Genomic DNA, 20,730 nt, shown 5'->3' with positions numbered 1-20,730 from the left:
AGCACGCCCTGCCCGCGCATGCGCGGTGCCAGGGCTGCGTGCATCACCGCCAGGTGCATCACCACGGCCAGTTCCGATGCACAACGGTCATCACCTGCCCGCCATTTCCGGGCCAGTTCGGCAGCATCCGCTGGCAGCAGTGCCAGCAGCTGGGCATCGTCCAGCGCATCAGCCGCGCCCTGCAGCTGGCGGGCCATCTGCCGCGACTGCCACACGTGCACGCCAATACTGAGACTGGCCAGCGACATCAGCACCACGGCCAGCCCGTGCTCGAACCACTGCGACAGGACTTCCGGCCCCCACAGCAGGGCCGCGAGCACCGCCAGGCCCGGCAGGCGCCACCCCAGCCAATGGATGCGGCCGCGCTGTGACCAATGCACCACCACCGCACTGGCGACCAATGCCGCGGCCGCGGTTGCCGGCAGTTCGGTCAGCCATGTGGCCGCGAGCAAAACCGCCAGCACCGCCCAGACCCAGCCCGGCGGCAGCGCACGGCGCTGGTAATCGGCACCGACCGGCCCGATCAGCTGCCGCAGGCTGCGTTGTTGGCTTGCATCGGTCACCCACAGTCTCCGTGTCTGTCCTGGCCCGGATGGTCGTCGCCAGTGTGTCGCAAATCCGTGCCAATGACGTTAGCAATCCGCTATGACACTGGCTCTACAACATGTTGTGGATTGCCAAGGTGACTGTTCAGCTGATTTGGCGTAGCATTGCCAGCGTTGGGCAGGCACTGGCCGTGGCGACACGAAACAGGCCTTGTACCTTGCAGAACTTGAAGAAACCGGGGGTGCATTGGTTTCGACGGGGGTTGTGAAGTCGCCTGGCGCATGCCGAGGGGGTAGCTTTCCTCGTAAATCCAGCTGCAAAACTCTAGTTGCCAACGACGACAACTACGCTCCGGTCGCTCTCGCAGCCTAAAAGCTGCGGTGCGTGACCTTCTGCCGACTTAGGCGGAGCCTCGAAACTGCTTGTGTCCATGCTCGCAGCGTAGAGTCATTATCATGGAATCGCGCTGGGCGGCTGCCTGTCAGTCCGGCACTAGAACACAACAGGCTGGTTCCCGGGTGCGCTTTGCACACCGTGCTGCTCGGGGATGAGATTCAACGGTGAGCTAAGCATGTAGTGCTGGGGATGGAGTGCCTTCGGACGGCGGTTCAATTCCGCCCACCTCCACCATTCTCACCTGCAAATCTAGCGTAAGTAGCTTGATTTTGCAAGGTTTATTGGTGATTTACGAGCCTCAAACGATACCCCTTCAAGGTATCGTTTGAGGTATCGTTTTGCCCAAACCCTTCTTGTTGAAGCGCGCCAGCGGGCTCTATGCCCGCTTTCTTGTGCCCGCTGACCTGCGCTCGCTGCTGGGGTGCCGCTTCCTCGTCCGCGCCCTGCCCGGTCGAGGCGACGCCGCCCGACTGGTCGCGGCACGCATGGCGATGGCACTATCAGAGTCCTTCAAGGCGCTACGCACAGGGACGATGGTGAACGACGACATCAAGGACATCTTGCGCCGGGTGCGCGAGAACGGGCATCAGGACCTGACCATCCAACAGGTGCGCCTGCCCAACGGGCTGACGCTCGGCGGCGTGGAAATCAACACGGCCGAGGACCGCCGCCTGTTCCGGCAGACCGTTCAGGACTTGAACGCCCTGGCAGCAAAAGACCCGCTCATGGCGGGCATGCACGGGTGGGAACCATCACAGCCCCCCGCACCGCCTAAGCCGCCTGCCGGGCCGCGGCTGTCCGAGCGCATTGACGTCTACCTCAGCGACATGCGGCGAGCCCAGCGGGCCGTGCGCAACGTGATGGACACCGAATACACGCTGCGCCTGTTCGTCGCCCTGGGCGGCGACAAGCCGATTGAAGAGGTCACGGCCACGGACGTGCGGGCCTTCCTGGACGCCCTGGCGGTCTACCCGGCCAATGCCAGCAAGAAAGCCGTGTTTCGTGGCCTGACGCCCCTGGAAGTGGTGCAGAAGGCCAAGGGCGGCGGCCACCCCACCCTGCTGGAACGCACCCAGGAAAAGCGCCGCGACCACTTGGCCGCGTTCTTCAATGCGCAAGCCGATGAAGCGCTCATCCCGAAAGCCCCGCACAAGGCCATCATGAACCGCTCCAAGTCCAAAACCGATGCCCCAACCCGCGAACCCTTCACGCCCGCAGAGCTGGCCGCGCTGTTCGATTCCGAAGCCTTTCCCGAGTGGGCCAGCAAATACCCGCACCGCTGGTTCGGCAGCATCCTGGGCGTGGCCACGGGCGCGCGCATCAATGAGTTGGCCCAGCTCTACGTCGATGACGTGGCCGAGGTTGGGGGCCACTGGGGCATCCACATTCGCGCCCAGCGACCGGACCAGCGGCTGAAGAACGCGCATTCCTCGCGTTTCGTCCCCCTGTCCGACACCGTGCTGCAGGCGGGGTTCCTGGAGTTCGTCGAGGACGTGAAGCGCGCTGGATTTGAGCGCCTGTTCCCGCACCTCCAGCACACAGAGGCCGGCGGCTACGGCGACACCATGGGCGACCAGTTCCGCGCCTACGCTATCAAGCGCGGCCTGACCGGCCGCCTGAAATCCTTCCATTGCTTCCGCCACAACATCGTGAGCAACCTGGTCAACGAGCGGGGCATTGCCATCCAGGTGGTGCAGGAAATCACGGGGCACGACCTGACCTTGCCCAGCGGCCTTAGGCACTACGTCAATCCGGGCACCATCCCGAAACGCTTTGACGCGCTGAATGCGTATGGCCCGCCGGTAACACTGCCCGCCTACGCGCCGGGCCAGTTTGACGTGGCGTTCAAGCAGGTTCGACACATCGAGCGGCGGCGCGCAACGGCCGCGAGCAAACGCCACTCAACCAGCCAGAAAGGATAGCCATGGAAACATCACCCAAATCACTGAAAGCTGCTTCGTTGAAGGATATCGAGGAAGCTATTGCGCAGGCCCTCTCTCAGTTCACCGCCTTCTCGCCCACTGTCGAAATCCGGGCGTTCGAAGTGGTCGAAGCAACCGCAATCGATGTATTGACCCGTGACACCTATCGTTTTGAGCTGAAAGTGAAGGTTCCGAAGCATGACCCCACCAAAGGACACTTCGATTTTGAATGAGCGCGCGCCCGATATGCTTTGCAGTAACAGAAAAGCACTCATGCGTTTGCCTTCTCAGAGCCTAAAGCTTTGCTAAAGCCCCCTGCTTTTGCCCTTCGGCTCTCGGGTCCCCTCCGGGGCCCCTCCAGCCGAAGGGCAAAGTCTCCCCTTACCCGCTGACTAAAACGCGGTGGGGTGACTTGGCCCGTGCGTTAGTCCCGTGACGGCGACCCCCAGCACTCAGGGCGTGGTGATTCTCTGCTCTGCACCACTACGACAGGTTCACGCGAGCAACCGCGCCGGGTCCGGGTCCTGTCACCAAGGTTCTCTTGGCGTCTCTCCGGTGTTGCTTTACTTTTCCCGTGCCCAGGCGCGTTTTTCCTGGGTCTTCTCCTAGCAACAAACCATTGGTAACGGGACCGCGAATGGGAGACGCTGCTGGGGCCAGATTGAGCACTCCCCAGTTACCATCGACATCTGCGTTACCTGGCTGGCGCGAGTTTCACCCCCCTCGCTTTACTGCCTGCGCACCCGGTGGCGGTCAGCCCGAGCCCGCAATGAGCTCCCGGAAGCCGTGCGCACCCCAACTCAATGGGTCGTCGTGATACGGCTACCAACGGCCTTCGGGCTGGGCAGACACGGAGGAGAGAAAAGGAGGGGGGGCTTGCGGGTCCGTCCAGGCTTGTTAGAGTGGCCTCAAGGGGCCTTGCCTGGGCATGTCGTAGAGCTACCTACCTTGCTCGCCTCCGAGTCGGTCAAACTCGGGGGCCGTGAATCCAAACTAAGACGCCCTCGGCTTTTGTCAAGCCGGGGGCGTATTTTTCATCTCTAGAGGTAGTGAATGAATCCAGCAACTCTTATTTCACTCTCAACGGTTCGCCTTCTTTGCGGTAACGCGGGCGTATCAGCGTCTGTAGGAACGGGATTCTTCTATGGGGCTGAGTTCAATGTCCCTGAGGGAGTGGCAACGTTTCCGATGGTGGTTACGAATAAGCATGTTGTCGCGAACTGCAATGAGATAAAAATGACGCTGACTGTTCGTCAGCCCAGCACGGACATCAGCGAGATGGTCGTCGCACCTGGAGACATCCACCAAGTTTTTTTAATCCCCGGATGTCAGGAGCGGATGCTGCTGCACCCCGACCCCAACGTTGACCTTTGCGCCTTTTTCATTGGCGACATCATGGAAGACATTCATTCGGCCGGATACCAGCTTAGGAATACATTTCTAAATGCCAGATTTCTAGTCCCGGATGACGAGATAAAAAACGTTAGACCGATTGAGCCGGTGATGATGGTTGGTTATCCGAACGGACTATGGGATGAGAAAAATAATCGCCCGTTAGCGAGGCGAGGAAGCACCGCTTCCCATCCGTTCTTGAAGTGGAATGGGAAGCCTGAGTTCGTTATTGATGCCGCTTGCTTCCCTGGCTCGAGCGGATCTCCCGTTTTTCTGTTTGAAGATTTGATGTATAGAACAAAGGATAACGCATACACGCCGGGAACTAGGGCGCAGCTGCTAGGCATCTTGGCTTCAGGACCGCTTTACACTAGCGAAGGCAAGCTCATCCAAAGAAACATCCCGACCTCAACGACCATTGTGCCGGTAGTCCAATCTATGATGAATCTAGGCAATGTTGTTCACGCAAGCGCCATTAGTGACATTGTATCCATAGGTAAGGAGGCATCGTTAGCTGGGAAAGGCTTCCCTAAAGCGATTCAACTTTAGGATGGCGGAAGCCTTGCAGGTGCTTGCCTAGCTGACTCCAGAGCAGCGCGACGCCCTGCTCAAGGCGTCCGCGACGGACGACGGAGCGAACTGACGGGCTCGGGCAACCGGGGGGCCTGCTCCGAGTTCGGCGGCAATGGGAGCATGTCGCGCGTGGGCGCGAGCTTGGCAGTGGGTTTAGCGGTCGGGAACTGGTGCGGGAACTGCGTCAAAAAATCCGCCGTTGCCAGCTCGAACGCCACCCCGGCTTTGTCTTTGGCCTCCCTGGTCTGTTCGCGCAATGCGCGGGCCTGCTGCTCTTGCAGCCGGGCCTGCTGCTTCTGTTCTTGCACCACCTGCGCGGCCCGGTCTTTCGCGGTAGGCCGTCCCACCTTGCGCAGCGCCGTAGACAGGAAATCTGCGGGCACCGGGAACGTGTTGGCGTCAGCCACGGCCCTGCGCCGGGCCAACCGGGCCTGTTGCCGTTCTTCGCTCGCCTGCACATGTGCAGCCCGGCATTCGAGCAGGTCTGTGTGGCACTTGAGGAGTGCGCGAGAGGCAGAACGTTGCTCAGGCGTGGCGTTGCTGTTGCCGGATTGAAGGGCCCGGCGTGCCACCTTGAACATCTGTTCAATCATTTCTTCTAGATTCTTCGCCGCCTGGTCTCCGGCCATGATTTCCGCCTGTCTGTTTTGTGAGTGTTTGCGTGACGCGCGCTCAATCGCCGCTGCCCCCTTGCCCTGCTGACCGCCCCCAACGGGGGCCGGCCGGGGCATGGATGACCCGGCTTTGTGCGCAGCGGGACGCTGTGCACGCGCCTGGACGGCGGCCCCTGGTTTTGGTTTTGCAGTTACGGCGTGGACTGGAAGCTGGAGCACCGCAGGACCGGCGCGGTAATGTCTCTGTTCATCGCTGCGCAATACACGACAATATCCGCCGGCTTCTGGCGCTCGTCGTCCCCCCGTGGCCAAGCCAGCGTTAAGACGGTTGACTGGGCGCAGCGCAGGCACGCGCTCGAGGTCAGCTCCTGGGTTTCGGATTCCAAGAGCATCGACGCTATCTCGGGTGAGAGCTGGGGCGCGGGGGCGACGCTTGCGGCCGGGCTGGCGGCTGGGGCTGATGGGGTCATGGCGTGGGGCCTCGGTGGGGGATGGCTGGGCAGCAGCGCGCAAGCGCGCCGCCGATTCTTTGGGACGTTCCAAAAGCGCTTGCGCGTGCAGGGCTTGCTCGTCCACATGGGCCAAGCGGCCCTCGGCAGCGGCCTGGGCTTTCAATGCCTCGAAGCGCTCAGCGTGGGCCGTGACGCGGCTATCAGCCGCTTGGCGGACGCGGTCGTTTCGCTCGGCCTTCTGCAAGCGCTTCCCGCGCCGGCGCGCCTGGGTAACTTCTTTGCCCTCGTGACGGGTCGCAGGGCGGTCCAGCGCAACCGCTGCCTTGAAATCGCCCTTTTCCACAGCCGCCATCTTTTGCTTGTGCAAACTGCGGTGGTCCACGCGCGCGTCCACGCCCGCCGCGGCAAGCGCCTTGTTCATGCGCTCACCGATGGCAGCGCGGATGGCTTTTAGTTCGTTTGCGCCCGCAACGTATTCGTCCAGCACCCGCGCCGCGCTGTCACCGAACCCATCGGCGCCAACGACGCGAGGAGTCAGGAGAATGTGGGCGTGGTAGTTGCGGCCATCGCCCCCTTTGTCAGGCGCGTGCAACGCCACTTGGGCTGCCACGTTGTAGCGGTCCACTAGCAGTTGGCCGACATCGCGCGCCAGGTCGCGCCGCTGCTCGGGGGTCAGTTCGTGCGGCAAGGCAATCAACACCTCGCGCGCGACCCGGGCGTTTTTCCGAGTCTCGTGCTCCTCTACCTTCGCCCAGACTTGGTGCGGGTCCAGCGCCCACGCTGGTGCGTCGGTAGGCGCAAGCATGTCCACGGACAACACACCGGTTTTGCGGCTGTAGTTGTGGCGCGTGCCGCTGGGGTCGTCCAAGTCCAGCCCAGCACGGTAGGCCGCCGCCGCTGTCGCGGAGTCGCCCTTGCCCCGTGAAAGGCTTTTGACTTGAACGCTATAAATCGCCACGACCCAACAATCTCCAATACACCGCAGCCCCCTGGGGGGCGAGGACTGGGGGGAGGCGTCACGCGGAGCGTGGCGTTCGGGTGTCGGGGCGAAGCCCTGACCGCACGGTTTTGCGAAGCAAAACCATAAGTGCGCTATTGCTGTTCTTTCGGGGCGCTTCGCACCCCATCGAACTGCCATAGAACCGGGGCTGCTCGCTGCGCTCGCTGGCCCCCTAAATCAGAGTTACATGCACAACGGAACTGTCAACTTTTTAGCCAAACGATGCCAAAAAACAAAAACGGCGCTCGCTGCTCGCTCGCGCCAGAAAATGGGCGTTGCCCCCTTGCCTTCGGCCTATTTTCTGGTTGCATAGATTATCTAAGGCTGTTGTGGGCGTGTCGTGGCAAATGTTGAGAAGCAAAAACTAAAACTGGACCGGATGGTTGAGGCGCTGGCGCGCGAGCAAGCAAAGTTGTTGTTGGCGGAACGCGAGGTGCAGCGCAAGCAGCGACGTGCCGAACTCAAAGAACGCGAAGAGGCACGCCGCCAGGATGCGCACCGCAAGATTGGTTTGGGCGGGCTTGTCATTGCCGCCAACGCCGATGGGTGGAATGAGGCGGAGATTGTGGGCGCCTTATTGGCCATCACTGACCGCTTTGCCTCGCACCCCGATTTCCGGGAACAAGTAAAGGAGCGAGGCATTCGCCATCTGGAAGCACGCGAAGCCGCGCGTAAGGCGGGCCGGTCATGAGCGAGCACAAGAAACCCACGGACCCGCTGCTTGAAAAACAGATGGAAGGCTTGCGCGCCCACTTCCTTGGCTCGCTGAGCGACCTGCTGGACGCCCGCCGCAAACGTAAGGCGGAATGCCCGACGCCCCCGCCAAGTGCGCCACGCGGCCCGCAACCGGGCGGCTATACGCTGGTTGAGGTGCTGTTGGTGCTGGGCGTGTCTTCAGCGATGGCGGCCGCCGGATGGCTGCTGTTTGGTCCGACGAGCGTGGCAGCTGAGGTAAAGCAGACGCAGTTGGATTTCAGCGAAACGGCCACCGCGATTGACCGTTCATTAGGCATCGTGGGCGGCTACTCGGGCTTGTCCACGTCGCTCGTGCAAACCGATGGCCTGGCCGCGCAGCGGCTGAGGCAGAGCGATGGCCTCCGCAATGCCTGGGGCGGCTCTGTGTCGTTCTGGCCGAACACGGTGAAGCGCGGCAACGACTCGTTTTTAGTCGAAACGCGCGACGTGCCCAAGGCAGCATGCGCCCGACTGGTCGCGGCCATGGCCGGCGACCCGGCCGTGGCCGATGCGCAGGTCAATGGCGAGAGCGTCTATGTGAACAAAAAATACGACCCCGCTACGGCGGCGGTCGCTTGTGAGCGCGACGGCGGGGACCGTCTGGGGTTTGTGTATTTCTCGGGATTAGCGTCCGGGTCCTCGGTCGCGGTGTCGTCCATCGGATTGCCTGCGGCCCCGCCGTCGGTGGACCCGGCCAACCCCAGCACTCCGGTGGGCCCGGTCGATGGGGCCCCCGAAGTGGACGATGCCACGCCGGGGACGCCTGGCGTGGTGCCGGCTGGGCCGCCGGCAACACAGCCGCCGGCCGTTCCTCCGGCCCCACCAGCGCCAGCGACACCGACGGCTCCTCAGCCGACGCCAACGGTTTTGCCCCCCGGCACGCCTCCGGGATTGACGGTCTGCACCGTGCCGCCGACGCAGACGCAAAACGTGAACTGCCCCGCAGGACAGATTGGGACTGTGACGCAGCAACGTTTGGGCTACTGCGGAGAGGTAGGTGGTCCGTATGAAGCTTGGGCCACGGGGATCTATGGACCTTGGACCACGGTTAACAGCACCTGCGCCCCGGCGTGTGTGGCCCCCTCGCCCACGTCGGTGGCCATCTCCCGCGTTGCGCCGGCCGAAAGCCAGAACGTGGGTTGCCCCGCTGGTCAGACGGGCGAGCACTGGCAACAGCGCAACCGCGTCGAGAATGGCACTCGCACCACGTCCTGGACGTGCCCGGCTCTCACCGGGTCCCCCACGTCGAGCACCACTGAAAGCTGGAGCGGCACTTACACCGCCACCAGCGGCTGGGTCACCACGTCCAACACCTGCGCCACGCCAGCCCCCACGCTGGACCTCGACGCGAGCTGTGGTTTCGTAGGGGCTCAAACCGACGAGGCGCCGGAGACCTGGAACGGCGGTTGTGTTCAAGCAGGACGCTTTTACCTGCGCACGTCGCCAGTGTCTGCCGTGTTCGGGCTGCGCAGCACCATTGACCCTGGCACCTACGCCATCCAATGGTCTGGGGATTGTGTTGGGACGGCTTCCGCTTGCACCGCTGCGCCGGTCAATGTCTCGGTCAACTCACCCCACGACAGGACCGCAACGGTCACCGTGACCCATAGGGCCACGGGCCAGCAGTTCACAAAGACTGTCACGGCCCAATGGCGCGTGAGGGGCATCGGGAAAGGCGGGGACTAATCCCCGCCCAGCACTCGGACGTGCTTCGCCCCGGCCTGGTGAATGACGCCATCGGGGGTAGCCAAGTAACCGGCTCCCCCTTGGTAATCCGTCTTGCTGAACATGCGAAGGTTTTGCCCTGTTACGCGGAGCGACGTGCGCGAGCGTGAACCGAAGGCGTCCTTGCCCAGCAGCAGCACGTCCGTGGAACTGGCCGCAAACGTCTTTTCGCCGCCGTGGCTGTGAATCGTCTCCACCGTCGGCTGGAAGCCTGCGGGGATTTTGCTGGCGAAGTTCACGCAGGCAACGTGAGAGTGATTTGTTCCAATCACCACGCCGAACCGGTCGCCGTCGCTGGCCAGAACGCCGCACGCCTCAAACCCCGTCTCATCGCTGTAAGCGCGAAGGCGCGGGCCAATCCGCTGCGCAAACGCATCCAGGCTTTCGCCAGGCTCGCTCACCGCTTCAAAAAGGCGCTGGTAGTCCACTCGGCCCACGCCAGGGACAGCTTCCGATTCAGTGGTGCCTGCCGACCCATCGTCGTGTGCCCATGCCGGGCCGCCGACCACCAATGCCACCACCGCCAAGAGTTTCCACAGCATGCCGTCCTCTTTCGAGAACGGCCGCCTACGAGCCCCTTACCGTGCCTGCATGCTACGATTGGGTATCGTTTGAGGTATCGTTTTGAGGGAGCGGCTCCGGCAACATCTCCTTGCAGTTCAACTGCTTAGGAAAGGGTGCCGGGACGATCCGCCCACCTCCACCATCTGTATGGCCTGTCGAGGCCGCAAGAAGCCGGATCTCCCGTCAATGGAGTTCCGGCTTTTTTGTTTTCCGAAGATGGCGCCCCCGTCTGATGTCCCGACATCCCCCAATGCCACCCGCATCGGGAGCCAGTCACAGAAGCTGAGATGCGGATCCAGTAAAGTCCCTGCGTCACACGACGTGACCCGAAACCTGAAAGGACATCAGATGAAACGCATCACGCTGTTTATGGGCTTGGCCGTGGCGTTGGCACTGGGGCAGGCTTCCGCTGCCACGCCAGGCTCGCGTTATCTGCAGCTGGCCGCTGACCAGCGGGTACAGCCCGGCACGGCAACCCTGCTTTCGAGCACCATCGATCTGAGCGCCCCCGGCTGGGTGTACGTGCAGTCGGATGGACGGTACTTCCCCGGCGGCAGCTCTGCGGCCAACGCCTACATCACCATCAACGGTGAGGTGGTCTCCAACGACAGCTACATCGACTGGCGACAGTCGACGTCGGCCCAACAGCACTCCTTCAATGTCATCGGTGCCAAATACCTTCCTGCCGGGCGCCATACGGTCAACCTGGCCGGACAGGCCATCGGTTCGGCCGTCAATTTCGGCTCCGCCAGCAACCTCTCCGTGCTCATCACCTCCGCAGGCTCGGTCACCAACAGCAGCCTTCCGAGCGACACCGCGCAGCTGGACTTCAATACCGTCGGCAGCCCTGAAGGAATGGCATTGCAGGCGAAGGACCGCAAGCTGCTGATGACAGCGCAGGCAGGCAATCCCGGTGGCCCCATCGTGGCAATGGCCTCTGGCCGCGCGTTCGCGTGGGGCAACTACGGCGATGGCATGCTGGGGATTTTCCTGAACGAGCAGGAACCCGGCATCGAATCGATGACCTGGTCGATCAATGACATCTTTAGTGGCGCCGAAACTCAGGCTCCCTTCTATTCGCAGGGCCTGTTCGTCAATCCGCCGGCTTACAGCACCGTCAGCTTCGTCGCGTCCGAATCGCCGTACTACCAACCGCAGGACGCCAACACCAACAACGTAAAGTACAAATTCGGCGCCAACTCGCGACTGGTGACGCTGTCCAACGGATTTGGCGTGGTCGGCAAGGGCTTGAATCCAGGATTCAACTACGCTGCCGCAGGCCCCTACCGCCGCTTCGCCTATGTCTGCGTCGGGACCAATGGCTTCGCGCCCGGCTGCCCGTCGGCGGGCTCACAGGTGGTCATTGGTGAGGGCCAGGTCTGCATCCCGCAGGGGCACAACGGGGTGGTGCTGTTCTCCACGAAGTCCCGCGTGCAGGGTGACCCGAACGACGGTGGTGGCAGCGTGTTCCTGTTCCTGAAGATCGATGGCCAGCAGGTGGGCAGCCTCGGCACCCAGCAGCTGGGTTCCAGGCCGGACTCGGTCAGCACCCGTACCATCTCCGCCAGCTACCTGAGCGCGGGATCGTCCGCGCTGGCACCGGGCTGCCACACCGTGCAGGCCGTGGCCCAGGTACTGGGAGATTTCCGCCACATGTCGCTCAATGCCGACATGCCGCTGGTCTGGTTCGACTGACCCATCACGCCGGATGTGGCCGGTGGCCGGGGTCTGTTCGCCCCGCCACCGGCTATTCCTCGACACATTGAAGGACCTGCCATGAAAGCCCCCCTTGCCTTCACCATGTTCCTCGCCGCATTCGCCGCAGCGCAGGCCACGCACTCCGCCCCACCGGCCATTGCTCCACCTGGCACCGCCACGCTGGAAGCTCTGCTGGCCTGCAAGGCCGGCTCCAACTTCAACGAGGCCGAGGCCATCGATGCACTGCAGGCCGCGGGCCTGGCCAGGAAACCGGGTGGCACCTTCGAGCCGGAGGACAAGCCGGTCACGCTGTTCGGCGGTATCGTCACCAGTGCCGATGTGAACGTGGCCGAGGGCGAGAAGAGCCTCTTCGTCTACTTGAATGGCGTCGACTCCAAGCGTCTGGCCAAGGCGTGGTCAGTGACCACGGTCAACGAACACGCCAACACGGAGGAGCCTTCATACGTGAAGGCCATCGACAAGCGCCACACCCTGCACGTCATCGCAGGTGACGACTATGAGGGCTATTCCGCTGCGGTGAAGTGCCAGATCACGCCGTAGTGGCCTGATCCGCGCTACAGCCAGCGTCGTACTCGCTGACGGAAGGCGGCGTATGCCTCGGGAAAGCGGGCCGACAGCGCCCGCTCTTCCGGCATGATCTGCAGCCGCGTGATGTACAGCACGAACAGCGGGACAGCCAGCAATGCGACCGGGCTCTGCAGGTACAGCATGACGCCTGCCAGCACCGTGGCCTGGCCCAGATACATGGGATTGCGCGTGTAACGGTACACACCATGCGTGACCAGCGCGCTCGCCATTGCGGGGCGCAGCGGGTTCACCGTGGTACGCACGCGACGGAAAGCCAGCTTCGGCAGCAGGTTCAACGTTAAGCCGATGGCCACCACCCCACCGGCCAGCAGTGCCGGCATCGGCAGCGGAACCACCGGTCCCGCTGCCAGGCGGCTCGCCAGGTAGCCGATGGCGCCACACAGCAGCATCATCAGCGGCGGTGGAACGCGGGTCTCAAGCCAGCGCATCGCAGTCCCTGCATTCGCCCATTCACCCCAGTGTCACACGTGAATACCTGAATCGCTTGCATGGCAGGGGTTTCATGGCACAAACCGACCGCCCGGTATCTTCCGCTTTGACATGCCGACCGCTAGAGTGGCGCCACCGCGCAGGAGGATCGTATGGCTACCACGGGCTTGGGCTTCATCGGCCGCACGACCCTCATCATCACCGTGCTGCTCACCCTGGGTGGTTGTGCCACGTTGCGCCAGTTCGGGCCGTCGGTACAGGTCGCCTCGGTCACGCCCGGCCAGTACATCGCGCTCAAGCGCGGTGACATCCTCACCACCGGGAAGCTCAGCTCGGCGACGACGGAAACGCTGCGCGTGGCCGGGCTCGATGAAGGCGTCTGTGCCAAGCCGGGCCTGCCCTGCATCGAGGCGATGGAAGCCAGCATCGTGGTGCGCGAAGAGGACAAGCGTTCGAGCCTGGCCGAGTTGTGGCTGCAGTATGCGATGACCCTGCCGGCGCCCAAGCGCGAGTACTCCACGTCAGGCCGCGCCAAGAGCGCGATCACCGAACTGGACGCCGACTTCCAGCCGCGCCTGGACGCGTGGATGCAGGTCGCGCGGCAGGCTTACGCCTATCTGTTCTTCACCGAGCGAACGGCCAACCAGCGGGGTTTCGAAGACCGCCAGACCCAGGTGCGCGACTACTACAACCTGGCCGTGCAGGAAGCCTCGGTGCAGCTGTACAACGCCTATGCCACCGGGCGCGTGCATGCTGAAGCCAGCCATTTCCAGCTCGGCCGCTGGACCTTCGTGCTGGCGCCTTCAGGTGAGGCATCGCCGCTGGACAAGCGTACGCCCACCGAGCTGGTACCGGCGGCCTCGCTGTCGTTCACCGGCACCCTGCGCAGCGTGCATCGCCGCGATGGCTTCGGTGCCGAACTGGTGGCCGTGATGGACGATCCAACCGCCACCCCGGCCACCACGACGCCGGCCACAACACCCGCCACGAAGACCACGCCGGTCCCGCAGAGCTGGAGCGAAATGCCTTCGCCGTCGATGACCGTGCTGCTGCGCTTCTCCGGAAAGAACCTGTGGGAAGTGCTGCACGACGACGAGCCGGAACTGGAAATCCACGATCCCTACCAGGTCACGGAAGTGACCCTGCACGGACAGGAAGTGCCGCTGGCCGCGAACTTCACCGCTGGCTATGCGCTGTGGCTGGCCCGCTCCAACTTCAGTCACCAGTCGCTGCGATCGCTGTTCGGCGGCAAGGGCGGCATCGAAACGCCGCATCTGTACATGATGCAGCCCTACGACCCGAACCGCCGCGTACTGCTGATGATCCATGGCCTGGCCAGCAGCCCGGAAGCCTGGGTCAACGTCGCCAACGAGCTGATGCGTGACGACGAGATCCGCCGGGATTTCCAGATCTGGCAGTTCTACTACCCGACCAACATGCCCATCGCGATGAGCCACGATGCGATGCGTCATACGCTGGCCGAGGTGTTCAAGCACTTCGACCCCAGCGGCAAGGCGCAGGCCTCGCATGACATGGTGCTGGTGGGGCACAGCATGGGCGGCGTGATCGCACGACTGATGATCTCCTCTTCCGGCGATCACCTGGTGGACACCCTGCTGGCGACTGCGCAGATGACGCCGGCACAGCGCGAACTGCTGCGCACCAAAGGCGCACCGGTACTGACCTTCCTGCCGGAACCGGAAGTATCGCGCGTGGTGTTCATTGCCACCCCCCACCGCGGTACCGACGTGGCAGGCACCCGCCTGGGCCGATGGATCGGACGCCTGGTGCGGTTGCCCCTGACTGTATTGGAAGACGTCGCCACCATCGCCAACGACGGCCAGATCGATCGCAGTGACGGCAAGCACGGCTATCAGATGAACAGCATCCAGAACCTGGACAAGGACGATCCTTTCGTCCGCGCCGTGGCCGACCTGCCGATGTCGCCGAAGGTCCGCTACCACTCGATCATCGCGCGCGCCAAGGCCGACGGCCCGCTGGAGAAGAGTGACGACGGGCTGGTGCCCTACTGGAGTTCGCACCTGCCGCGGGCGGAGTCGGAGAAGGTGATCGTATCCGGGCACAGCGTGCAGGAAGCCACGCCGGCCATCGTCGAGCTGCGCCGGATCCTGCATCAGGACATGCAGCAACACGGGGGCCAGACCCAATAGCCGTGGGCAGCTGAGGGAAATCCCTCATCGCGCCTGCGCACCCGCCCTCCTATGCTGGCCCGACATTCCCCGCAGGAGGTCCGCATGAACGCGCAAGAGCCCAGCCGCCAGCCCAGTCCCGATCCAGCCGAGCGCGACGCCTTCTTCCCCTCTCCTTACTCGCTGTCACAGTTCACGTCGGCCAAGAGCAACCTGTCTGGTGCCGACTATCCCGACGCGCGTCGTGATGGCCGCTGGAAGGTGCTGATGATCGCCGCCGACGAGCGTTACCTGCCCACCGCCAACGGCCACCTGTTCTCCACCGGCAACCATCCGGTGGAAACCCTGCTGCCGATGTATCACCTGGACAAGGCCGGCTTCGATATCGATGTGGCCACGCTGTCTGGCAACGCCGCCAAGTTCGAGTGGTGGGCGTTCCCGCGCGAGGACACGGAGATCGGCGGCCTGTACGACCGCTACGAAGCCCGCTTCCGCCAGCCACTGCCGTTGGATGAAGTGGTGGCAGGCCTCGATGCCGCATCGGATTATGCAGCCGTGTTCATTCCCGGTGGCCATGGCGCACTTATCGGACTGCCGCAGAGCCGCGCGGTGAAGGCGGCCCTGAACTGGGCGATGGCCGAGCAACGCCACATCATCACCCTTTGCCACGGCCCCGCTGCATTGCTGGCCGCAGGCGTCGACGAGGCCGATGGTGGTTCACTGTTCCGCGGCTACCGCATCTGTGCCTTCCCCGATGCGATGGACCGGCAGACGCCGGAGATCGGCTACATGCCCGGGCAGCTGCCGTGGTTCTTCGGCGAGCGCCTGGCGCAGCAGGGCGTGCAGATCGTCAACAATGGCATCGACGGCAGCGTGCTGCAGGATCGCCTGCTGCTGACCGGGGACAGCCCACTGGCCGGCAATGCGCTGGGCAAGCTGGCCGCACGCACGCTGCTCGACGCCCTCGCCGGGCGCTGACCCGGATGAGCGAATTGGTGCAGGCGTTGCTGGAGCTGGAACGCGCCCGCTCACTGAGTGCGGTCGGCGCGGTACTGCGCAGCATCTCTGCACCGCTCGGCTACGACCGCGTGCTGGTGTTCGCCACCGGCACGGGGTTGGAGCGCGGTACCCAGCGCGTGTACTGGATCGAGGGCGACTGGTTCGGCGACGGCAGCAGTACCGACCTCGCGCGCTACCTGCACGCCTGTCCGGTCAATCGCCACGTGCTGGACAGCGACGCGCCATTCTTCTGGAGCAAGCGCCAGGGGGTTCGCGGCGAACGCTATCAGGTGGTGAAGCAGCCACGTGGTGAAGGCCTGCACGGTCTACAGGTGCCGGTGTTCGGCACCACCGGTCTGGAAGGTGCGATCAGTTTTGCCGGGACAGCGATCAATGCCTCGGCCAGCGCGCGACTGCTGCTGGATGCTGCTGCAACTGCAGCATTCCGTGCCGCACGCCGGCTTGCCGAATCGCCTGCCGAGCGTTCGGGAAGCGCACTCAGCAACCGCGAGCGCGAAGTGCTGCGCTGGGTCGCCGCCGGGCGCCGGCAAGCTGAGATCGCGGCCACGCTTGGGCTTTCCACGCGCACGGTGGAGAACCACCTGCGCCACGCGCGCCAACGGCTGGGTGTGGCGACCACCGCGCAGGCAGTGCGTGCGGCCAGCCGTCGCGGCGAGATCGAAGACTGATCACGGCGAGGCACTTCCGGTGGTCTGGGTCGCGTGTTACACACGCCATGCGCATGTGCGCGATTGCAGAAAGCAAGGATGATGCTGATGAAACTGCAACTGGCCTCGATGGCTGCATTGATGTTTGCATTGGGTAGCGTGGTACCGGCAACCAGCCACGCGGCCGGATCCCCCGGATCGACGACCGATTGCGTGCCCGTAAGACTTGGGCCCAACCTCGTGCATCAGCGCTGCGCCGTAACCCGTACTCTGGCAGATGGCACCGTTTTCACGTCGGTGTACTGGATAGACGAGAACGGTCAGTGGTACCTCCCGGCAGACTGAGCTGCATTGGACACCGACTACGACTACAAGGAGTGTGATCAATGACGCTGCACAATCGAATCACCGCTTTTTCCTTCGCTGCAGCGGTGACACTTGCCGCGCTGCTGCCTTCAGCACCGGCAAATGCCGCCGAAGAGATCGGCCTGCAGGAAGAGTGCGTGCCCTTCCGTGCCGGCTTTGGCATCCATCAGCGCTGCACGCTGTACGTGGTCTATGACGACGGCACCCGCGTGGCCAGCGACCACTACAACCGCGACGAGAACGGGATGATGTACGACCCCTGATCGCGCCCGCGCGATCCGCCGGGCGGCGCCTTCACCGCCCGTCCGGCATCTCCCAGCCGCCCATCCCGGCATACCCCTGTCCTCGCCTTCCATGGCATGCTTCGTGAAACCGTTTTCATGGAATGGAGGGATTCCACGATGTTGTCGCGTTTCCGTCGCCCTGCGCTGTGTGCGCTGTTGGCGCTTGCCCTGCCTGCCTTCGCCTGGGCCGCTACACCGGCGCCACTGAAAGTAATGTCGTTCAACGTCCGCACCCCGGCTGATACCGAACCGGGCAAGCGCTGGCCCGATCGCCGCGACGCGATGGTCAAGGTCATCCTGGATGCGCACCCGGCGGTGATCGGCACGCAGGAACTGGTGAAGGAACAGGCTGACTACCTGTCCGGACACTTGCCCGGCTACCGCTGGTTCGGCGAGGGCCGCCGCGGTGGCAGCGGCGATGAGCACATGGGCGTGTTCTACGACAGCAAGGTGCTGGCCGTAGAGGAATCCGGCAACTTCTGGCTTTCGGATACGCCGGACGTGCCCGGCAGCATCACCTGGGGCAACCTGTACCCGCGCATGGTCACGTGGGCCCTGTTCCGGCGCCTGGACGACGGCCGTCGTTTCTACTTCATGAATACCCACCTGCCCTACCGTGACGAGGACGAGCCGCGCCGGGTGAAGGGTGCCGGACTGGTCGGAAAGCGCCTGGCGACGCTGCCGGTTGACCTGCCGGTAGTGTTGACCGGCGACTTCAACAGCGAACCCGGAGGAGACACCTACAAGGCGTTCACCCGCGTGCTGCAGGACACGCGCACCCAGGTAAAGGCGCCACAGGGCCCGCGCCTCACCTTCCATGACTTCACCGGCAAGGCCACCGTGCAGCTGGACTGGGTGCTGGTGCGCGGCTTCCATGCCCGAAGCTTCGTCACCGATGACCGCCGCATCGACGGTGTGCTGCCGTCGGATCATTTCCCCCTGGTGGTCGAGCTCGACTGGCCCACGCCGTGATCCTGCGCGGCAGCCGCCGCTACGGTGGCGGCTGCCGTGACAACAACCGGTACAGTGCCTGGTGCTGATTGCGTGCCTGGCAGATGCGGGCACCGACGGCAAGGAACACGGCGATGCCGATCAGGCCCAGCCCCAGCAACGGATCCGGCAGGCGCACGAAGCCGATCGCCGCAGCCATCGTCGCCAGTACCAGCAGCACCACAACGGCTACCGACAGCCCTGCATCGGGTGGCCCCGGATCACCGAACAACATGCGCTGGGTATCCCGTTTGTCATCGGTCATCGTCTGTCCTCCCAATAGCCTGCCCCACTAGTTACACGGCGGATACGGCTTCCGGCAGAGTCAGAAACGTCATGACTGTGACCACGTGCACGGCTCGTGCCGCACCCGCCCATCTTTGGCCATGAAAGGAGAAAGGGACGGAAGCCATCGCTTCCGTCCCCTTCGGGTTACTGCACCTGCGCCACACTTGGTGGCTGAGGCGACTGTCCCCAGCCGCCCAGCGCCTTGTACACACCGACCACGCTGACGTTGACTTCGGATTCGGCTGCGGCCAACGCGTCATCCGCAGCCAGTTGCGTGCGCTGTGCATCCAGCAGCGTGAGGAAATCCTCCGAGCCCTCGCGATAGCGGATCTGTGCCAGCGATTCGGCACGACGTGCCGCCTGCGCCTGCTCGACCACGATCGCCAATCGCGCCTGCTGCTTGGAATAGCGGGTCAGCGCGTTCTCGGTGTCTTCCAGGGCCAGCAGCACGGCCTGCTCATACTGTGCTGCCACGCCTTCGGCTTCCGCCTTGCTGGCGCGCAGGCGTGCACGCACGGTACCGAAGTCAAATGCCGCCCAGCTCAGCGACGGGGTCAGCGACCAGGCCTTGTTGTTGCCATTGACCAGGCCACTGGCATCGCCGCCGAGGAAGCCGACGAAGCCGGACAGCGACAACCGCGGGAACAGATCCGCCGTAGCCACGCCCACGCGGGCGGTCGCGGCCGCCAGGCGACGCTCCGCCACGCGCACGTCGGCGCGTTGGCGCAGCAGCTCGCGGGTATCGCCCAGCGGCAGTGCCTTGGCGAATGCCGGCACTTCGTGCGGCGCAAGCATGGCGGTCAGCGTCTCCGGCCGCTGGCCCAGCAGAACCGCCAGACGATTGCGCGACTGCGTTTCGGCCACTTCCAGCAGCGGGATATCGGCCTCGATCGCCTTCAGCCGCGCACGACTGCTCTGCACGTCCAGCTCACTGCCGGCGCCCAGCTCCCAGCGCGCCTCGGTCAGCTTCTGCGTCTCGCGCAGATTGACCAGGGTGTGCTGGGCCACGGCGATGCGCTTCTGCGTGCCGCGCAGCTCGAAGTAGTTGCGCGCCACTTCGGCAGCGATCAGTACCTGCGCGTCGGCCAGGTTGGCCTGCTCGGCGTCGAGGTCGGCGCGCGCGGCTTCTGCAGCACGGCGCTTGCGGCCGAACAGATCCAGCTCCCAGCCGGCATCGAAGCCGAGCCGGTAGCTTTCACTGAACACCCGCTGCCCACCCAGCTGCGGATCGGGTTGCTTGCGGCGGTCGTAGCTGCCGCCTGCGGTGATGTGCGGCGCCTGGTCGAAGCGGCTTTCGACGAACACCGCGCGGGCCTGGCTGACGCGGGCCACGGCCACGCGCAGGTCCAGATTGTCCGACAGTGCGCCGTGAACCAGTTCTTCCAGCACCGGATCATCGAACTGCGCCCACCAGCTGGCCACCGGCGAAGTAGTGCTGAAGACCGGCTGCTGCGCGCTCTGGAGGACCACCGGTTCCTGCACCGGGGCCTTGTAGTTCGGGCCGACGCTGACACAGCCCGCCAGCACCAGGCTGGAGACGGCCATCGCCAACGTGCGGATCACCATGGCAGCACCTCGCCCAGGTAGGTGAAGCTGCCGCTGGCACCGGATTCGCCGATCAGCGCCATCTGCACGCTGGAGCGCGCGCCTTCGGCGATTTCGATTTCGCCGTTGCCGCCGTTCATGTCGGTCTTCACGTAACCCGGATGCACGGTATTGACCTTGATCGGGGTGTTGCGCAGCTCATAGGCCAGGCTCAGGGTCCAGCTGTTCACCGCGGCCTTGGACGCGTTGTAGGCGGGAATCTTGAAGTCGTAGATGCCCGATGCGGGATCCGCGTGCAGGGTCTGTGAGCCGAGCATGCTGGACACATTGACGATGCGGCCGGACTTGGCCTGCTTGACCAGCGGCAGGAAAGCCTGGGTGACCGCCACCAGCGCGTACACGTTGGTGTCGAAGGTGCGCTTCCAGGTATCCAGCGACTGTTCCGACGGCGCCTGCGCCGGGTTCTCGATCATGATGCCGGCGTTGTTGACCAGGATGTCGAGGCGGCCGTGACGCTGGCGCACCTGCTCGACCGCTTCGGCGATGCTGGCCGCGTCGGTCACGTCCAGCTGGATGGCTTCCACCGGCAGGCCCTCGGCCTGCAGCTTCAGCGCCTGCTCGACGGCGGTCTCGCGTTTGCGGCCGGCCAGCAGCGTGTGCACGCCGGCCTGGGCCAGCTGGCGCACGGTCTCGGCGCCGATGCCGCGGGTGGCGCCGGTGACCAGCGCGATCTTGTTCTGATGGGTATTCATGGATGCATGCCTTGTGAGGGGGAAGCCGCCGCC

General features: G+C 64.1%; 20 protein-coding genes and 1 other RNA gene. 14 read left to right on the top strand and 7 right to left on the bottom strand.

The window, feature by feature from the left end:
- On the bottom strand, window positions 1–563 hold a 563-nt coding region (locus tag N5J73_RS15395), incomplete at its 3' end, for a hypothetical protein (RefSeq protein WP_279941182.1).
- A 220-nt stretch (window positions 564–783) separates the two neighbouring features.
- Here N5J73_RS15395 and ssrA point away from each other — a divergent pair.
- The 4 genes from ssrA to N5J73_RS15375 all read left to right on the top strand — a co-directional run bounded on the left by ssrA (window position 784) and on the right by N5J73_RS15375 (window position 4,805).
- Window positions 784–1,176: a transfer-messenger RNA gene (ssrA, locus tag N5J73_RS15390) on the top strand.
- Between the two features lie 302 nt (window positions 1,177–1,478).
- On the top strand, window positions 1,479–2,864 hold the full coding sequence (locus tag N5J73_RS15385) for a site-specific integrase (RefSeq protein WP_204315341.1): 1,386 nt from the start codon (window positions 1,479–1,481) through the stop codon (window positions 2,862–2,864).
- A 2-nt stretch (window positions 2,865–2,866) separates the two neighbouring features.
- Window positions 2,867–3,097: a hypothetical protein gene (locus N5J73_RS15380; RefSeq protein ID WP_088375436.1), complete on the top strand. Its 231-nt coding sequence runs from the start codon at window positions 2,867–2,869 to the stop codon at window positions 3,095–3,097.
- Between the two features lie 820 nt (window positions 3,098–3,917).
- Window positions 3,918–4,805 (top strand): serine protease, encoded by an 888-nt coding sequence (locus N5J73_RS15375; RefSeq protein WP_164078682.1) that lies wholly within the window; start codon window positions 3,918–3,920, stop codon window positions 4,803–4,805.
- Between the two features lie 59 nt (window positions 4,806–4,864).
- Here the strand turns inward: N5J73_RS15375 and N5J73_RS15370 are convergent, their stop codons facing one another.
- Entirely contained in the window at window positions 4,865–6,853 is a 1,989-nt protein-coding gene (locus tag N5J73_RS15370; RefSeq protein WP_164078681.1) for a MobA/MobL family protein, read from the bottom strand.
- Window positions 6,854–7,235: 382 nt separating this feature from the next.
- Between N5J73_RS15370 and N5J73_RS15365 the strand changes: the two genes are divergently transcribed.
- Window positions 7,236–7,586, top strand: a complete 351-nt coding sequence (locus N5J73_RS15365; protein WP_130561209.1) for a conjugal transfer protein TraD — start codon at window positions 7,236–7,238, stop codon at window positions 7,584–7,586.
- Window positions 7,583–9,316 (top strand): type 4 pilus major pilin, encoded by a 1,734-nt coding sequence (locus tag N5J73_RS15360; RefSeq protein WP_130561208.1) that lies wholly within the window; start codon window positions 7,583–7,585, stop codon window positions 9,314–9,316. Before N5J73_RS15365 ends, N5J73_RS15360 begins: the two co-directional genes overlap by 4 nt.
- Here the strand turns inward: N5J73_RS15360 and N5J73_RS15355 are convergent.
- Entirely contained in the window at window positions 9,313–9,897 is a 585-nt protein-coding gene (locus N5J73_RS15355) for a hypothetical protein (RefSeq protein WP_130561207.1), read from the bottom strand. The genes N5J73_RS15360 and N5J73_RS15355 overlap by 4 nt on opposite strands.
- A 370-nt stretch (window positions 9,898–10,267) precedes the next feature.
- Here N5J73_RS15355 and N5J73_RS15350 point away from each other — a divergent pair, with 370 nt between their 5' ends.
- Window positions 10,268–11,614, top strand: a complete 1,347-nt coding sequence (locus tag N5J73_RS15350; RefSeq protein WP_049446294.1) for a hypothetical protein — start codon at window positions 10,268–10,270, stop codon at window positions 11,612–11,614.
- Window positions 11,615–11,695: 81 nt separating this feature from the next.
- Window positions 11,696–12,178 carry a hypothetical protein gene (locus tag N5J73_RS15345; RefSeq protein ID WP_049446293.1) on the top strand — a complete coding sequence of 161 codons (483 nt, stop codon included), beginning with the start codon at window positions 11,696–11,698 and terminating at the stop codon, window positions 12,176–12,178.
- A gap of 14 nt (window positions 12,179–12,192) precedes the next feature.
- Here the strand turns inward: N5J73_RS15345 and N5J73_RS15340 are convergent, their stop codons facing one another.
- A complete protein-coding gene (locus N5J73_RS15340; protein ID WP_049446291.1) occupies window positions 12,193–12,654 on the bottom strand; it encodes an isoprenylcysteine carboxylmethyltransferase family protein in 462 nt (153 codons plus the stop codon).
- A gap of 153 nt (window positions 12,655–12,807) precedes the next feature.
- On the opposite strand from N5J73_RS15340, the gene N5J73_RS15335 reads away from it, so the two are divergent.
- The 6 genes from N5J73_RS15335 (at window position 12,808) to N5J73_RS15310 (ending at window position 18,094) form a co-directional block, all read left to right on the top strand.
- The gene (locus tag N5J73_RS15335; protein ID WP_049446289.1) at window positions 12,808–14,826 is read left to right on the top strand and encodes an alpha/beta fold hydrolase; all 2,019 of its coding nucleotides are present in this window, start codon (window positions 12,808–12,810) and stop codon (window positions 14,824–14,826) included.
- An 84-nt stretch (window positions 14,827–14,910) separates the two neighbouring features.
- Complete coding sequence (hchA, locus tag N5J73_RS15330; protein ID WP_049446287.1) at window positions 14,911–15,783, top strand: glyoxalase III HchA; 873 nt, start codon at window positions 14,911–14,913, stop codon at window positions 15,781–15,783.
- A 5-nt stretch (window positions 15,784–15,788) separates the two neighbouring features.
- A complete protein-coding gene (locus N5J73_RS15325) occupies window positions 15,789–16,493 on the top strand; it encodes a PA1136 family autoinducer-binding transcriptional regulator (RefSeq protein ID WP_049446285.1) in 705 nt (234 codons plus the stop codon).
- An 87-nt stretch (window positions 16,494–16,580) separates the two neighbouring features.
- Complete coding sequence (locus N5J73_RS15320; protein ID WP_080354834.1) at window positions 16,581–16,817, top strand: hypothetical protein; 237 nt, start codon at window positions 16,581–16,583, stop codon at window positions 16,815–16,817.
- Between the two features lie 41 nt (window positions 16,818–16,858).
- Complete coding sequence (locus N5J73_RS15315; protein ID WP_049446284.1) at window positions 16,859–17,101, top strand: hypothetical protein; 243 nt, start codon at window positions 16,859–16,861, stop codon at window positions 17,099–17,101.
- A 138-nt stretch (window positions 17,102–17,239) separates the two neighbouring features.
- A complete protein-coding gene (locus N5J73_RS15310; RefSeq protein ID WP_049446281.1) occupies window positions 17,240–18,094 on the top strand; it encodes an endonuclease/exonuclease/phosphatase family protein in 855 nt (284 codons plus the stop codon).
- Between the two features lie 19 nt (window positions 18,095–18,113).
- Here the strand turns inward: N5J73_RS15310 and N5J73_RS15305 are convergent, their stop codons facing one another.
- The 3 genes from N5J73_RS15305 to N5J73_RS15295 form a co-directional block, all read right to left on the bottom strand.
- Window positions 18,114–18,377, bottom strand: coding sequence for a hypothetical protein (locus tag N5J73_RS15305; protein WP_049446280.1), 264 nt, complete (start codon window positions 18,375–18,377; stop codon window positions 18,114–18,116).
- Window positions 18,378–18,544: 167 nt separating this feature from the next.
- Window positions 18,545–19,966 (bottom strand): efflux transporter outer membrane subunit, encoded by a 1,422-nt coding sequence (locus N5J73_RS15300; RefSeq protein WP_164078680.1) that lies wholly within the window; start codon window positions 19,964–19,966, stop codon window positions 18,545–18,547.
- On the bottom strand, window positions 19,960–20,697 hold the full coding sequence (locus N5J73_RS15295) for an SDR family oxidoreductase (RefSeq protein WP_049446276.1): 738 nt from the start codon (window positions 20,695–20,697) through the stop codon (window positions 19,960–19,962). The genes N5J73_RS15300 and N5J73_RS15295 overlap by 7 nt, the downstream gene beginning before the upstream one ends.
- Window positions 20,698–20,730 lie beyond the last annotated feature (33 nt).

The organism is Stenotrophomonas sp. GD03654, from assembly GCF_029845105.1.
Lineage (GTDB): Bacteria > Pseudomonadota > Gammaproteobacteria > Xanthomonadales > Xanthomonadaceae > Stenotrophomonas > Stenotrophomonas africana.
Note: the sequence above shows the minus strand (reverse complement) of the source record. Positions and strands in the feature narration are given on the sequence as shown.

What these genes read in the sequence shown, in the direction of transcription:
- N5J73_RS15340 (WP_049446291.1), bottom strand. Translation starts at nt 12,654, where the DNA reads ATGCGCTGGCTTGAGACCCGCGTTCCACCGCCGCTGATGATGCTGCTG.
- N5J73_RS15345 (WP_049446293.1), top strand. Translation starts at nt 11,696, where the DNA reads ATGAAAGCCCCCCTTGCCTTCACCATGTTCCTCGCCGCATTCGCCGCA.
- N5J73_RS15310 (WP_049446281.1), top strand. Translation starts at nt 17,240, where the DNA reads ATGTTGTCGCGTTTCCGTCGCCCTGCGCTGTGTGCGCTGTTGGCGCTT.
- N5J73_RS15360 (WP_130561208.1), top strand. Translation starts at nt 7,583, where the DNA reads ATGAGCGAGCACAAGAAACCCACGGACCCGCTGCTTGAAAAACAGATG.
- N5J73_RS15375 (WP_164078682.1), top strand. Translation starts at nt 3,918, where the DNA reads ATGAATCCAGCAACTCTTATTTCACTCTCAACGGTTCGCCTTCTTTGC.
- N5J73_RS15355 (WP_130561207.1), bottom strand. Translation starts at nt 9,897, where the DNA reads ATGCTGTGGAAACTCTTGGCGGTGGTGGCATTGGTGGTCGGCGGCCCG.
- N5J73_RS15320 (WP_080354834.1), top strand. Translation starts at nt 16,581, where the DNA reads ATGAAACTGCAACTGGCCTCGATGGCTGCATTGATGTTTGCATTGGGT.
- N5J73_RS15350 (WP_049446294.1), top strand. Translation starts at nt 10,268, where the DNA reads ATGAAACGCATCACGCTGTTTATGGGCTTGGCCGTGGCGTTGGCACTG.
- N5J73_RS15300 (WP_164078680.1), bottom strand. Translation starts at nt 19,966, where the DNA reads ATGGTGATCCGCACGTTGGCGATGGCCGTCTCCAGCCTGGTGCTGGCG.
- hchA (WP_049446287.1), top strand. Translation starts at nt 14,911, where the DNA reads ATGAACGCGCAAGAGCCCAGCCGCCAGCCCAGTCCCGATCCAGCCGAG.
- N5J73_RS15325 (WP_049446285.1), top strand. Translation starts at nt 15,789, where the DNA reads ATGAGCGAATTGGTGCAGGCGTTGCTGGAGCTGGAACGCGCCCGCTCA.
- N5J73_RS15315 (WP_049446284.1), top strand. Translation starts at nt 16,859, where the DNA reads ATGACGCTGCACAATCGAATCACCGCTTTTTCCTTCGCTGCAGCGGTG.
- N5J73_RS15380 (WP_088375436.1), top strand. Translation starts at nt 2,867, where the DNA reads ATGGAAACATCACCCAAATCACTGAAAGCTGCTTCGTTGAAGGATATC.
- N5J73_RS15335 (WP_049446289.1), top strand. Translation starts at nt 12,808, where the DNA reads ATGGCTACCACGGGCTTGGGCTTCATCGGCCGCACGACCCTCATCATC.
- N5J73_RS15295 (WP_049446276.1), bottom strand. Translation starts at nt 20,697, where the DNA reads ATGAATACCCATCAGAACAAGATCGCGCTGGTCACCGGCGCCACCCGC.
- N5J73_RS15305 (WP_049446280.1), bottom strand. Translation starts at nt 18,377, where the DNA reads ATGACCGATGACAAACGGGATACCCAGCGCATGTTGTTCGGTGATCCG.